This is a genomic window from Halorhodospira abdelmalekii (assembly GCF_016583625.1).
Taxonomy (GTDB): Bacteria; Pseudomonadota; Gammaproteobacteria; order Nitrococcales; family Halorhodospiraceae; genus Halorhodospira; species Halorhodospira abdelmalekii.
On the sequence record NZ_NRRN01000001.1, the window covers coordinates 16,946 to 30,818 of the forward strand.

Sequence of the window (13,873 nt, forward strand, 5' to 3'; positions counted from 1 at the left end):
TAGCCCTCTACTGACCTTGCGGATGCTGCTTGGACTCCGTGTTGAGCATAGGGGCGAGTATTGGTGGGCAGCGCGGCTGCTCGTAATGGGGGTGCTCTTGGCCGCTCTCCCCGTTCCTGGGATTGCTGCCAGCGCATTGCAGGAGGGGGGCGAGGCGAGCGCATACAATGGCGTGTTACACCGCGCGGCGCTCATCATCGACGATGTCGGCGAGACCCTCCACAACGGTCGACGGGCGGTCGACTTACCGGGCGAGGTTACGATCGCGGTACTGCCCCATACTCCCTATGGACGCGAGTTGGCCGAGCGGGCGCAACAGCGTGGCCGCGAAGTGATGCTGCATCTGCCGATGGAGGCGAAAAATCGTGCCAATCCTGGCCCGGGTGCGGTACTCCTCGATATGGATGAGGAGGAGGTACGCGCTGCTGTACGCGCTGCACTCGCTGACGTGCCGCACGTGCGTGGGGTCAATAACCACATGGGCAGTTTGGTAACGCGGCATCCCGGCCATATGCAGTGGGTGATGGAGGAGTTAGCGGCCGCCGGCGATTTATACTTTATTGACAGCCGCACTTCGGCGCGCACCGTGGCCCAACGAATCGCTGCCGAGCAGCGGTTGAAAAACAGCGCGCGCGCCTACTTCCTCGATCCGGTGCGTGACGGCGAGGTCATTGATCTTCAAATTCAACAGTTTATTGCCGCGGCTCAGCGCGAAGAGGGTGTTATTGCAATTGGTCACCCCTACCCTGAGACGCTGGAGCGCCTAGAGCGCATCTTACCTAAGTTGGCACAGAAGGGGATCGAGTTGGTGCCGGCGAGCGCCTTGGTCGATTACCCTCCAAAAGATCCGGTTGAGGAGATGGAGCCATGAGAGCACTGGTGCTGTGTGCAGAGGGCAGCGAGGAACTGGAATTGGTCACCATCGTCGATTTGCTGCGGCGCGCCACCATAGATACCGTTGTGGCTGGTTTGGCAGCAGGTCCGGTGCGCTGTAGCCGAGGCATGGTTTTTGAGCCGGAGACAACACTGGATACCGTTTTGACGGAAGCCTTCGATCTGATCGTCTTGCCAGGAGGGTTGGGCGGCACGGAGCGCTTTGAGAGCGACGAGCGAGTGCTGCAACTACTGCAGCAACAAGATGAGCGCGGCGCCTGGATTGCAGCGATCTGTGCGGCACCACGTGTACTGGTTGCTGCCGGCCTACACAAGGGGCGGCGGTTGACGGCCTACCCGACCCAGCTGGAGGCGAAGGGAGTCGAGCCGGTTGCCGAGAGCGTGGTCGTGGATCGCAACGTGATCACGTCGCGCGGTCCGGGGACAGCGATGGATTTCGGTCTGGTGCTCATCGAAGAACTCCTCGGCCAGGACCAGGCTGCAGAGGTTGAGCAGGCCTTGCAGCGCCCGCTCGCTCAACAGCGCTATGGGTAGCTGCGGTCGGCTTCCATATCGAGCTCCTTGATCTTTCGTGTCAGGGTGTTTCGACCCCAGCCTAGCAGTCGGGCGGCCTCCTGGCGGTGGCCGTGGCTGTGTTCGAGAGCGGCACGGATCAAGGTGCTCTCGAAGGCCGGCAACGCCTCATCGAGCAGGTGGTGTTGACCGGCCCGCAAGGCCTCTTCAGCCCAGGTGGCTAAGGGGCCGAGCCAGTCGTCGCCGCGTTGGCGTGGATCGCGATCAACGCACTCTACAGGGGGGGGCTCTCTCTCTTGCCGGCGAGGTTTGTCGCTTTTGAGTTCGGCCGGGAGGTCTTCGAGGACGACTTGCTGGCCGCTTGCCATGACGGTTAGCCAACGGCAAGTGTTCTCAAGTTGCCGCACGTTGCCCGGCCACGCCAGCCCCATTAGATGTTGCTCGACATCAGGATGCAGCACCTTGGGCTCAACGGCTAGTTCTTTAGCAGCACTCGCTAAGAAATGGCGGGCGAGGAGCGGGATATCCTCACTGCGTTCACGCAGTGCCGGGAGACGAATGCGGATGACATTCAGTCGATGATAGAGGTCTTCGCGAAAGGCCCCTTCGGCAACCCGATGATCCATATCCTGATGAGTCGCGGCAATGATGCGCACATCGACTTGCATCGCGGTATGGGCACCGACACGATAAAACTGACCGTCGGCCAATACACGCAGGAGACGAGTCTGCAACTCGGCCGGCATGTCACCGATCTCATCGAGAAAGAGCGAACCGCCGTGCGCTTGCTCGAAGCGTCCACGGCGCATCTGCTGCGCGCCGGTAAAGGCCCCCTTCTCATGGCCGAAGAGCTCCGATTCCATCAGATCGTGCGGAATGGCAGCCATATTCAGCGCCACAAAGGGGCCTTCGCCGCGCGGGCTGTGGCGATGGAGCGCTCGTGCAACGAGCTCTTTACCGGTGCCCGACTCGCCCGTAATGAGCACGGTCACGCTCGATCGTGACAGGCGACCGATCGCGCGAAACACTTCTTGTAGAGCCGGCGCCTCGCCGAGGATTTCGGCTGAACCACTCGGGAGGTGGGGCGGCGCTACAACCTGTGGCTGTCGGCTCATGGCTGCGCGCTGGATCAGCTCAACGGCGTCATCGACGTCGAACGGTTTGGGCAAATACTCAAATGCCCCCCCCTCATAAGCCGTGACGGCAGCATCTAGGTCGGAGTATGCGGTGATCACGATGACCGGCAGCTCAGGATCGTGGTCATGGACGCGGGCAAGCAAGGTGTGGCCATCCATCCCTGGCATGCGGATGTCGGTGACGAGGACTGCTGGCAGCGGCCGGGGCGGTTCGTCGGCGGTTAGCGCCGTGAGTGCCGCATCAGCATCAGTGAAGCAAGCGACTTGATACCCAGCGCGCTGCAGCGCTTTTTCAAGCACCCAGCGAATCGAGCGATCATCATCGACGACCCAGACACTCAGCCCCCCTTGGGATGGTTCGCTAGAGACCTGATTCATGATTGCGCTCACTCTCCATCGGCAACCAGACGGTAAAGACGGTATGGCCCGGTTCGCTGGTGCACTCGATTAACCCCCCCAAACGGCCGATCAGGTTCTGGGCGATCGGCAACCCCAGGCCGCTGCCCTCGGCGCGCGTGGTCACCATCGGATAGAAGATCTGCTCTTGCTGATGGGCGGGAATCCCAGGGCCATTATCGATAACATCGATGCGGGCTACTAAACGGTGCTGGATATCGGCGATGGTCATTTGCCGCTGTGCGCGTGTGCGTAACGTAATCTCTCCCCGCGGCCCAGCCGCCTGCCGGGCATTGCGCACCAAATTCAATACCGCCTGGATCAGATGGCTGCGTTCGCCACACAGCTGCGGCAAGCTTGGGTCGTAGTCCCGTACAATCCGCAGCGAGGCTTCGTGACTGCCCTCTTCCACCGCTTCGGCCTCGACCAGTGCCCGCACTCGTTCTAGCACTTCATGGATGTTGAGCCATTCGGCACGAGCCGGGGCGCGTGGACCGAGCAGTGAGTCGACAAGCTGCTGCAGGCGGTCCGCCTCACCGATGATCACCTGGGTGTATTCGCGCTGTTCTGGGGAATCGAGCTCAGCCTCAAGCAGCTGCGCAGCACCGCGCAATCCGCCCAAGGGGTTTTTGATCTCGTGGGCCAAGCCGCGCACCAGCTCACCGACCGCTTGATTCTGCGCAATGAGGTGCTGTTCACGGGTGATTCTCGCATGGCGATCGACTTCGGCAATCTCGATTAGGGTCCGCTGATTGGAGAGCGGAGTGACGGTGCAGTCGATCGTCACAACCCGGTGTTCTGCGATAGCCAAGCGGCGCTCGCGCTGTGTGTAGCTGCCACCACTTTGCAACGCGGTGACGACTAGCGACTCTAGCAACTCCGGGCAGCGTACCAAACTCTGCAGCGACTGCCCGTGGGCTTGACGGATGCTCAGCCGCAGCAACAGCTCCGCGGCGTGGTTGAGGGCCAACACGCGTAGGTGCTCATCGACTACGAGTACGGCAGTCGTCAGCTCGTCGAGAATCTGACTCTTGATGGCTTCGCTCGGGCTCATGTTACAGCTCTTTGCAAGTGTTAGGCCAATACCCGAAGCCACAGCGAGAATGGCGCGCGCGAACAGCGGCCGTACGTCCACTGCGCGCCCCGATCCGGTCAGCGAAAGATCGGTCGACGAACGACAAGCTTCAAGCCCGCTGCGCGCCCCCTCCGCCCGTAGCCGAAGGATGCGCGCAGCGCCGCACGAAGCACTCAGGCCTATACGCTATAGTACATATCGAACTCGATCGGATGCGTCGTCATGCGCAGACGGGTCACATCCTCCATCTTGAGCTCGATATACGAATCGATAAGATCGTCTGAGAAGACTCCGCCCTCCTTCAGGAACTCGCGATCGGCATCGAGTGCCGCAAGCGCCTCGTCGAGTTGGACGGCAACGCGCGGGATGTTTTTCTCCTCCTCAGGAGGCAGATCGTAGAGGTCCTTATCCATCGCCTCGCCCGGGTGGATCTTGTTACGGATCCCATCGAGGCCAGCCATCAGCATGGCGGAGAAGGCCAGGTAGGGATTGCCGGTCGGGTCCGGGAAGCGGACTTCGATACGTCGTGCCTTTGGATTGGTCACATACGGCACCCGCACCGAAGCGGAGCGGTTGCGCGCCGAGTAGGCAAGCAGCACCGGGGCTTCGAAGCCGGGTACCAAGCGCTTGTAACTGTTTGTTGAGGCGTTGGCAAAGGCGTTGATCGCCTTCGCATGCTTGATGATCCCGCCGATATAGAAGAGCGCCTCCTCGGAGAGCCCGCCGTACTGATCACCGCTGAAGATGTTGCGCCCACCCTTGGAGATCGACTGGTGCACGTGCATGCCGTTGCCGTTATCACCGACGAGCGGCTTGGGCATGAAAGTCGCCGTCTTGCCGTAAGCGTGAGCGACGTTGTGCACGCAATACTTGAGGATCTGCAACTCGTCGGCCTTTTTGACCAGGGTGCGCGCAGCGACCCCGATCTCACACTGCCCGGCGGTGGCGACCTCATGGTGGTGGACCTCCGGCTCTAAGCCCATATCGGCCATCGCTTGGCACATCGCGGTGCGAATGTCGTGGAGCGAGTCGACCGGTGGCACCGGAAAGTACCCCCCCTTGACACTAGGACGGTGGCCGATGTTGCCGTCCTTATAGACGCGCTCCGAGTTCCACCCGGCCTCTTCGGAGTCGACGTGGTAGAAACAGCCGCTCATGTCGGCACCCCAGCGCACATCGTCGAAGACAAAGAATTCCGGTTCCGGCCCAAAGAGGGCGGTATCACCGATGCCGCTGGCCGCTAAGTAGGCCTCGGCCCGCCGGGCAACGGACCGCGGATCGCGATCGTAGCCCTGCAAAGTGCTGGGCTCCAGGATGTCGCAAACGAGATTCACAGTTGGTTCGTCGTAGAAGGGATCGATCGTTGCGGAGTCGGGATCGGGCCGCATGATCATGTCCGACTCCTGAATGCCCTTCCAGCCTTGGATCGAAGAGCCATCGAACATCGAGCCATCCTCGAAGAGCTCCTCATCGACCTGATCGGCGGGCAGGGTGACGTGCATCTCCTTACCGCGGGTGTCGGTAAAGCGCAGATCGACGAACTTGATCTCTTCATCGGCGATCATCTTCAAAACGTCTTGTGCGGTTCGCGGCATCGTGCTCTCTGCCTCTATTGTCTGTGTGACCAAGGATGCGGAGCGCTGTGCCTCATGCTAGTGCAACGGCTCCGCGGCGGTGCCTTATTGTGGGGCATTTCGGCGAGCGGTCCAACACACAATCCGGCGTACAGCGTGGCAATGGGCCCGAAATGCTGGTTACACTAGCGCCCTTGATTGAGCAACGCGCGAGTCGTTATGTCTGAACAACCCAAAGCGCTGGCCCTGATCTCCGGGGGGCTTGATTCGATGCTTGCCGCGCGCATCGTGCAGACGCAAGGGGTCCACGTCGAAGGCGTGAACTTCTTTACCGGTTTCTGTGTCGAGGGCCACACGCATGCGATTCGAGCTAAGGATCGGCAACGCCCAAAGCGCAATAACGCCTTATGGGTCGCCGAGCAGCTTGGGATCAAACTGCACATCGAAGATGTGGTCGCCGAGTATCAAACAGTCTTGACCGACCCGCGCTATGGCTACGGGGCGAATCTCAACCCGTGTCTAGACTGTAAAATCTTTATGGTGCGTAAGGCGCGCGAGTGGATCGAGGCGAACGGCTTCGACTTCATCGTGACCGGCGAGGTCGTCGGACAGCGGCCGAAGTCACAAAAACGTCGACTGTTGCCGATCGTCGAGCGTGAATCAGGGGCAGAGGAGCGCCTGCTGCGCCCCCTCTCAGCCAAACGACTGCCACCTACCCTGCCCGAGCGCGCGGGCTGGGTCGATCGTGAACAGTTGTTCGATTTCCAGGGGCGATCGCGTAAACCACAGATGGCTCTAGCTCAGCGTTTAGGCATCGCCGAGTGGGCACAGCCGGCTGGTGGCTGCTGCTTCTTAACCGATGCACACTACTCCGCTAAGCTGGTCGATCTGTGGCAAGCGCGTGGTGCAAAGAACTACGACATGGACGATATCATGCTGCTCAAGGTGGGGCGGCACTTGCGCCCGCGTCCACACTTTAAGTTGATCATCGCCCGCGAAGAGGGCGAGAACCACTTCTTGGAGGGATACCGCTACCGCTTCCCGCACCTGCGTACCGTCAGTTGCACCGGCCCTCTGGCCCTGGTCGATGGAACCCCTGAGACAGAGGAGGAGTGGCAGTTAGCGGCGAGCCTGGTGGCCCGTTTCTCCTCAGGGCGTACGGCCGACTCGGTTGAGATCGCCGCCAGCCTGCCGGAGGAGGAGGAGATACGGCACATTGACGTCGCCCCGCTGTGCGCGGATGAGATTCCAGCCTCTTGGTACGTCGGAGTCAACTAGAGACTTCGCTCTCACTGCGAACAAGCCTCTTGGCGTGCCTCTCGGCGCGGAGTGCGCACATGGGGCGTGTCATCGGATCATAGGATCACCCAACGCCCGCTAACCCGGGACACCGACGGGGACATAGTCGGCAAGCGCTGCGCGCACAAGCCACCAGCAACCCCGCTGCAGGGCGGCGAGCCTGCTGGTATCATGCCCAGCAGTTTAAGAGTGAGGACGAGGCACGAGAAGCCGATGGAAGAGTTTTTAGAGTTTGCCCGCACCAATTGGGGTCTGGTACTGGCCTTTACCATCATCTTGCTGTGGTGGATCGGAGGTGAGCTGTTCCACTGGTACAGTGGTGTTAAGCCAGTCGATGCTGAGAGTGCCACGCGTCTATTCAATCGCGAGTCGGCGCTCTTTATCGATATGCGCTCGCGCCGCGAGTTCGATAGCGGCCATCTGCCGAGCGCATTTCATATGCCAGAGGCCGAAATCGAGCAGCTCATGACCCGCTTGCGCAAGCAGAGCGGTGCTGAAGATCCACCGCTGATCGTCTACGACGAGGCGGGTAAGGAGGCGGGCCGTATGGCACGTAAACTTCGAAAACAGGGGTTTAGCCGTGTCTACCGGCTCAAGCGCGGTATGAACGCTTGGCGCGATGCTGGGTATCCGCTGGAAGATGCGAAAAAGACGAAAGGTAAGTAGAGCATGGCTGACGAACACGGCAATGGCAGCGCGGCGGCGGGTGCGCAAGGTGAGGCGAAGCAGAGCTTTCAGATCGCCAAGGTCTACCTGAGCGATGTCTCCTTCGAGGCCCCCGGAGTGCCGGAGGCCTTCCGCGGCGAGTGGCGGCCGCAGATTGATGTCGAACTCGGCTCGCGCATCCGCGAGTTAGAAGCGAATACGTACGATGTAATCCTGATCGTCACGGTCACCGCCAAAAACGACGATCAGACGGCCTTTCTATGCGAGGTCAAACAGGGCGGCGTCTTTCGCCTGGAGGGCTTTCCGAGCGCCGATTTGGATCGGATTCTCGGCGCCTACTGTCCAGCGCAGCTCTTTCCCTTTGCCCGCGAGGCGGTTAACGACCTCGTCGTACGCGGCGGTTTTCCGCAACTGCTGCTCTCGCCGGTCAACTTCGAAAGTCTCTATCTGCAGCAACGACAGCAGCGACAGCAGCAGCAAAACGCCGCCTCCGGTAACGGCGAGGCTGTTGGCAGCGCGCAGAACAGCAATGGCGAGGGGCGCCGCTAGGAGGGAGATGGCGTGAGCACGATCGCGGTCCTCGGTGCCGGGGCGTGGGGTACGGCGCTGGCTAAGGTGCTTGGTGATAACGCCCATGCGGTTTGGCTGTGGAGCCGCGACAGCGAGCATGTTGAGGCGATCAACCGTAGCGGCGAAAATCGCCGCCACCTCCCCGGCTGTTCGTTGCCTGCTACGCTGCGCGCTACGGCAGACCTGGAAGAGGCGGTCGGTGACAGCGACTGGATCCTACTCGCCGTACCGAGTGCAGCCTTTCGCGAGATCGTTGCACGCTTGGCACCGTACGCCCCGCCGCGCCTCGCCTGGGCAACCAAAGGCCTGGAGGCCGAGTCTGGGGGCTTTTTGCACGGCGTAGTCGATAAGCTGCTTTCGCCCCCCCCTGCCATGGCCGTCCTCTCCGGTCCGACCTTCGCAGCCGAGATCGGTCGCGGTCTGCCGGCCGCAATGACGGTCGCTTCGACCTGTGAGAGGTTCGCTGCCGATATGGTGGCGGCCTTCCATAGCGAGCGCTTCCGCCTCTACACCAACCCCGATATGATCGGCGTCCAGCTCGGCGGTGCGGTCAAGAATGTGCTTGCGGTGGCCACTGGTGTCAGCGATGGCTTGGGGCTGGGGGCCAACGCCCGAGCCGCCCTGGTGACCCGCGGATTGGCGGAGATCTCACGCCTCGGCGATCGCCTCGGTGCCGATCCACGCACCTTGATCGGGCTGGCCGGGATGGGCGATCTGCTGCTGACCTGCACCGACGATCAATCGCGCAACCGCCGTTTCGGCTTGGCCTTGGGTCGCGGGGCGACGATTGCCGAGGCCTTGGAGTCGGTCGGCAGCACCGTGGAGGGGGCACGCACCGCTGGCGAGCTCTACAGCTTAGCGGCGACGTACGAAGTCGAAATGCCGATCAGCGCTGCGGTCCATCGGCTGCTGCAAGGCGAGATCGATCCCGGTTTGGCGGTGCGCGAGCTGATGGAGCGCGCGCCGAAACCAGAGCTCTGAAGCGGGAGTGGGCAGTGGCCTGGATCATCCTCGATCGTGACGGCGTGATCAATTACGACTCTGAGCACTTTATCCGGTGTGCAGCGCAGTGGACACCGATCCCCGGTAGCATTGAAGCGATCGCTGCCCTGAGTGCTGCCGGTTGGCGGGTGGCGGTGGCGACCAATCAATCCGGGTTGGCGCGGGGGCTGCTCAACGAAGACGATCTACGCGGAATCCACCGTCGCATGCAGGCCGAGATTGCAGCCGCTGGCGGTCAGATTGAGGCGATCGCTTACTGTCCGCACGGCCCTGACGACGGTTGCCGCTGCCGCAAACCACAGCCGGGGCTCTACGAGGATTTGGCCCACAAATTGGGTGAGTCGTTGCCCGGAACGCCGGTGGTCGGGGATTCGGCGCGCGATCTGGTGGCCGCCGTTGCGGTCGCTGCCCGCCCGCTGTTGGTAGAGACCGGTAAAGGGGCAACCACCTTGGCCGCAGGCGAAGTGCCGGCGCAGACGGAAGTCTTTAGCGATCTGCGCGAGGTCGCTGAACATTTGCTGGGGCGGTCGATTGCGTAGCTGCCCGTCCTGACAAGGCGGTAGCTATCACATAGGAGAGTGTGAATTGAGTCGAGGCGTACAGACCCGAGTCTGGTTGGGCAGTATCGGTCACCTAATGCTGATGGCCGTAACCGCCCCGCTATGGGCCATCGCTGGGATGGCTACATTGCTGCTGCCCTATCGCTGGCGCTACCGGATCTTGATGAGCTGGGCGTGGATGGTAATCGCCGCCTTGCGTCCGTTATGCGGCATACACACGCGCGTCTACGGCCTAGAAAACCTGCCGCAACAAGCCTGCGTCGTCATGGCCAAGCACCAATCGGCGTGGGAGACCTTGGCCTTGCCCTATTGGCTCGATCCGGCGAGTTGGGTGCTGAAACGTTCGCTGTTACGGATTCCCTTTTTCGGCTGGGGGCTGAAGATACTCCGGCCGATCGCAATCGACCGGGCAGCGGGCAAGGAGGCGTGGCAACAGATCTTGGCGCAAGGAGAACGGCAGCTCGACGAGGAGCGCTGGGTGATCGTCTTCCCCGAAGGGACGCGGGTAGCTCCCGGTGAGCGCGGGCGTTACCGCAGCGGCGGTGCCCATCTGGCGATCCACACCGGACGACCGATCATCCCAGTCGCTCACAACGCCGGACGGTGCTGGCCACGGCGCAGCCTGTTGCGTTATCCCGGCGAGATCACGGTAGTCTTTGGCCCGCCGATCGAGGCGCAGGGGCGCAGCCCGAGCGCGGTTATGGCCGAGGTCGAAACGTGGATTGAGACACAGATGGCGCAGATCGACCAACCTACAGACCAAGGTCCCGCAAACCCCAATGGATCGTAACGAACTCGATTGTCGCAACCTCCTTTGTCCGATGCCGGTGATCCGCACCCAGGCACGAATTGCGCGAATGCAGCCTGGAGAGGTGCTGGAGGTCATCGCCACCGACCCCGGGGCGTTGCACGATATCCCGGCCTGGTGTCGGGTCCACGGTCACGACCTGCTAGAGACCGCAGAGGAGGGGCGCGAGATCCGTCTGCGCATCCGCGTCGGTGAGCGCTAACCCTTACTTTTATAGAGATCAATAGTATACTGCGCAGCCGACAGTGCGGCAGGCACCACGATAGGCCCCAAGATGAAAAAGGAAGGGAGGCGCAGCTTGGCGGAGCAACGACCACGGGACTTCCAGACGCTGATCCTGGCCCTTGAGCAGTATTGGGCGCGCCAGGGGTGTGTCATCGTGCAACCTCTCGATATGGAGGTCGGCGCCGGCACCTTCCATCCGGCCACCTTTCTACGCGCCATCGGCCCCGAGCCGTGGTACGCCGCCTATGTGCAGCCCTCGCGGCGACCGACCGATGGGCGCTACGGCGATAACCCGAACCGACTGCAACACTACTACCAATATCAGGTGGTGCTGAAGCCCTCCCCGATCGATTTTCAGGAACGCTTTCTCGGTTCACTAGAGCACATCGGCATCGATCCGCTGGTCCACGATATCCGCTTCGTTGAGGACGACTGGGAGTCGCCGACCCTCGGGGCGTGGGGGCTCGGCTGGGAGATCTGGCTCAATGGGATGGAGATCGCCCAGTTCACGTACTTTCAGCAGGTCGGAGGCCTCGACTGCCGCCCCGTGATGGGCGAGATCACCTACGGCTTAGAACGCATCGCCATGTATATTCAGGACGTCGAGAGCGTCTTCGATCTGCTTTGGGCCGAGACCGAGCGTGGCCCGGTAACGTACGGCGATGTCTTTTTACAGAACGAGCGCGAACAGTCCGCTTACAACTTTGAACACGCCCCGGTTGAGGCGTTGCGTGAGCGTTTTACCCATCTTGAGAGCGAGTGTCGGCGCTTGGTCGAACACGGCCTCCCGCTCCCCGCCTACGAACAAGTCCTCAAGGCCTCACACACCTTTAACCTGCTCGATGCCCGCGGTGCAATATCGGTGACAGAGCGGCAAGGCTACATCTTGCGGGTGCGTAACCTAGCCCGCGCCGTTGCCCAGGCCTACTACGATGCGCGCGCCGAGCTCGGTTTCCCGATGCTGCCGCAGCATGATACGCAGTCGCGGCAGGAGGAGAGTGGCACGCATGAGTGAACGGATTCCCCTGCTGATCGAGATTGGCACCGAAGAGCTGCCGCCGCGCGCCCTACGGCCCCTTATGGCGGCCTTTCGTGATGAGCTCGTCGCCGAGCTAAAGGAGGCACGGCTCGCCCCGGAGGGGGTTCAGGCGTACGCCACACCGCGCCGTCTGGCCGTCTTTATTGACCAACTCGCTACGGCACAGGCCGATGAGCAGGTCGAGCGATTGGGCCCGAAAGAGGCCAGCGCACGCACCCAGGATGGCGGTTGGAGTCAAGCGGCGGAGGGGTTTGCTCGTTCATGCGGGGTCGGCGTCGAGGCGCTGACTGTGGTCGATACCGATAAGGGACGCCGCTTAGCGTGGCGCGGGGTGCAACCCGGGCAGGCCGCTGTCGCGATCATCCCCGATGCGGTCGCCGCGGCCCTGGGTCGGTTGCCGATCCCTAAGCGTATGCGCTGGGGCGCTGGCACGGTTGAGTTTGTCCGCCCGGTGCACTGGGTGGTCGCCCTGCTCGGCAGCGACGTCGTCCCCGGTTGCGTCATGGAGATTCCCTGTGGGCGCACGACCTACGGGCACCGCTTTCACGGCCGCGGCCGAGAGGCGATCGAGCTGGCGCACGCCGCGGAGTACGCAGCGACCCTCCATCGTGAAGGCAGCGTAATTGCCGACTTTGATGAGCGTCGAGAGCAGATCGCCGCGGCCGTCGCGCAGCAGGCCGAGCAGCTCGGCGGTGAAGCCGTACTCGATGAGGCGCTGCTCGATGAGATCACCGCTCTTGTCGAGTGGCCGGTCGCCCTGACCGGTGGCTTCGATCCGCGCTTCCTCGCCGTCCCCGAAGAGGCCCTGATCTCGAGCATGCAGGGCCATCAACGCTGCCTGCCGATTCGTGATGCCAGCGGGGCGTTGCAGCCGCACTTTATCGCGGTGGCCAATATCGCCAGCCGGCAACCGGAAGAGGTCCGGCGCGGCAATGAGCGGGTCATCCGGCCGCGACTCGCCGATGCGGAGTTCTTCTGGCTGCAAGATCGGCGACGCCCACTCGCCGACCGACTCGACGACTTGGCCGCTGTGACCTTCCATCGCCAGCTTGGCGATTTGCGCGCCCGCAGCGAACGGATCGCCGAATTGGCCGCCCGCCTCGCCCGCCAAACGGGTGCTGAGCCGATTACTGCCTATCGCGCCGGGCTGCTGTGTAAGTGCGATCTGGTCACCGAGATGGTCGGTGAGTTCCCGGAATTGCAGGGGATCATGGGCGGTTACTATGCCGAGGCCGACGGCGAAGAGGCGGCGGTGGCAACCGCCATTCGCGAGCACTACCGCCCCGCCTTTGCCGGTGATGCCCTCCCGACAACCCAACTCGGACAAATCGTTAGTCTCGCCGAGCGCATCGACACCTTGGTCGGGATCTTTGCAACGGATGGCCCACCGAGCGCCGATAAAGACCCCTTTGCGCTGCGCCGCGCCGCCATCGGCCTGCTGCGCGGTCTGGTCGAGGGGGGGCACGATCTCGATTTAGGCGAACTGCTCGAATTCGCCGCCGGTCAGCTGCCCATTGCGGTCGATACCGCCGCGGTCGTCGAGGCGGTCAAGCGCTTCGCTCTGGAGCGGTTGCGCGGCTACTACGCCGAGCAGGGTTTTCGCAGTGAGCTGTTCGAGGCCGTTGCGGCGATCGCGCCGAACTCGCCGCTCGACTTCCACCGCCGCTTGACCGCGGTCGCCGCCTTTTGGCAGCGGCCCGAGGCTGAGCACTTAGCGGCCGCTAACAAGCGCATCCGCAACATCCTCCGGCGTACAGAGATGGCGGTCTCTGGCGATCCCGCACAGCCACCGCAAGGCGGCGGCTCCGAGGCAGCCGAGCAGCAACTAGCGGGGGCACTTGCGGCGTGCTGGCGGCAAGCGGAGCCACATATCGCCGCTGGCGAGTACGAATCGGCACTGCACCACTTAGCCGCGTTGCACGAACCGGTCGACCGATTCTTCGACGAGGTGCTGGTTATGGATGAGGATGCCGAAGTGCGCCGGCGACGTCTTGAGCTGCTCGACGGAGTGCGGGCCGCCTTTGCGGCGGTCGCCGACGTCTCGGAGCTACCTACTGCTTAAGCATTACGCCGTCGCCGTGGTGTCGGGGGAGCGCTCTTCAGCAGTCCTTACCCT

At 62.5% G+C, this 13,873-nt stretch carries 14 protein-coding genes; 11 read left to right on the forward strand and 3 right to left on the reverse strand.

Annotation, left to right across the window (positions count from 1 at the left end):
- The first annotated feature begins 22 nt into the window (after positions 1-22).
- On the forward strand, positions 23-871 hold the full coding sequence (locus CKO15_RS00075; RefSeq protein ID WP_242464433.1) for a divergent polysaccharide deacetylase family protein: 849 nt from the start codon (positions 23-25) through the stop codon (positions 869-871).
- Positions 868-1,428 (forward strand): DJ-1 family glyoxalase III, encoded by a 561-nt coding sequence (locus CKO15_RS00080; protein ID WP_200191256.1) that lies wholly within the window; start codon positions 868-870, stop codon positions 1,426-1,428. The genes CKO15_RS00075 and CKO15_RS00080 overlap by 4 nt, the downstream gene beginning before the upstream one ends.
- Here CKO15_RS00080 and glnG read toward each other — a convergent pair.
- The 3 genes from glnG to glnA form a co-directional block, all read right to left on the reverse strand.
- Positions 1,419-2,921, reverse strand: a complete 1,503-nt coding sequence (gene glnG, locus CKO15_RS00085) for a nitrogen regulation protein NR(I) (RefSeq protein ID WP_200191258.1) — start codon at positions 2,919-2,921, stop codon at positions 1,419-1,421. The genes CKO15_RS00080 and glnG overlap by 10 nt on opposite strands.
- Complete coding sequence (glnL, locus tag CKO15_RS00090) at positions 2,905-3,993, reverse strand: nitrogen regulation protein NR(II) (RefSeq protein ID WP_200191260.1); 1,089 nt, start codon at positions 3,991-3,993, stop codon at positions 2,905-2,907. Before glnL ends, glnG begins: the two co-directional genes overlap by 17 nt.
- Positions 3,994-4,193: 200 nt before the next feature.
- Positions 4,194-5,609, reverse strand: coding sequence for a glutamate--ammonia ligase (gene glnA / locus CKO15_RS00095; RefSeq protein ID WP_200191262.1), 1,416 nt, complete (start codon positions 5,607-5,609; stop codon positions 4,194-4,196).
- Between the two features lie 198 nt (positions 5,610-5,807).
- Between glnA and CKO15_RS00100 the strand changes: the two genes are divergently transcribed.
- From CKO15_RS00100 to glyS, 9 genes are all read left to right on the forward strand, one after another.
- Positions 5,808-6,866 carry a tRNA (5-methylaminomethyl-2-thiouridylate)-methyltransferase gene (locus CKO15_RS00100; protein WP_200191264.1) on the forward strand — a complete coding sequence of 353 codons (1,059 nt, stop codon included), beginning with the start codon at positions 5,808-5,810 and terminating at the stop codon, positions 6,864-6,866.
- 234 nt (positions 6,867-7,100) lie between these two features.
- Positions 7,101-7,553 (forward strand): rhodanese-like domain-containing protein, encoded by a 453-nt coding sequence (locus CKO15_RS00105; RefSeq protein WP_200191266.1) that lies wholly within the window; start codon positions 7,101-7,103, stop codon positions 7,551-7,553.
- 3 nt (positions 7,554-7,556) lie between these two features.
- Positions 7,557-8,102, forward strand: coding sequence for a protein-export chaperone SecB (secB, locus tag CKO15_RS00110; protein WP_200191268.1), 546 nt, complete (start codon positions 7,557-7,559; stop codon positions 8,100-8,102).
- 12 nt (positions 8,103-8,114) lie between these two features.
- Positions 8,115-9,104 carry an NAD(P)H-dependent glycerol-3-phosphate dehydrogenase gene (locus tag CKO15_RS00115; protein ID WP_200191270.1) on the forward strand — a complete coding sequence of 330 codons (990 nt, stop codon included), beginning with the start codon at positions 8,115-8,117 and terminating at the stop codon, positions 9,102-9,104.
- Between the two features lie 14 nt (positions 9,105-9,118).
- Positions 9,119-9,664 carry a D-glycero-beta-D-manno-heptose 1,7-bisphosphate 7-phosphatase gene (gene gmhB, locus CKO15_RS00120; RefSeq protein ID WP_200191271.1) on the forward strand — a complete coding sequence of 182 codons (546 nt, stop codon included), beginning with the start codon at positions 9,119-9,121 and terminating at the stop codon, positions 9,662-9,664.
- Positions 9,665-9,710: 46 nt separating this feature from the next.
- Positions 9,711-10,475 carry a lysophospholipid acyltransferase family protein gene (locus tag CKO15_RS00125; protein WP_242464434.1) on the forward strand — a complete coding sequence of 255 codons (765 nt, stop codon included), beginning with the start codon at positions 9,711-9,713 and terminating at the stop codon, positions 10,473-10,475.
- Positions 10,465-10,695 carry a sulfurtransferase TusA family protein gene (locus CKO15_RS00130; protein WP_200191273.1) on the forward strand — a complete coding sequence of 77 codons (231 nt, stop codon included), beginning with the start codon at positions 10,465-10,467 and terminating at the stop codon, positions 10,693-10,695. Before CKO15_RS00125 ends, CKO15_RS00130 begins: the two co-directional genes overlap by 11 nt.
- Before the next feature lie 96 nt (positions 10,696-10,791).
- On the forward strand, positions 10,792-11,733 hold the full coding sequence (gene glyQ, locus CKO15_RS00135) for a glycine--tRNA ligase subunit alpha (protein ID WP_242464435.1): 942 nt from the start codon (positions 10,792-10,794) through the stop codon (positions 11,731-11,733).
- Positions 11,726-13,819 (forward strand): glycine--tRNA ligase subunit beta, encoded by a 2,094-nt coding sequence (gene glyS / locus CKO15_RS00140; protein WP_200191277.1) that lies wholly within the window; start codon positions 11,726-11,728, stop codon positions 13,817-13,819. The genes glyQ and glyS overlap by 8 nt, the downstream gene beginning before the upstream one ends.
- Positions 13,820-13,873 lie beyond the last annotated feature (54 nt).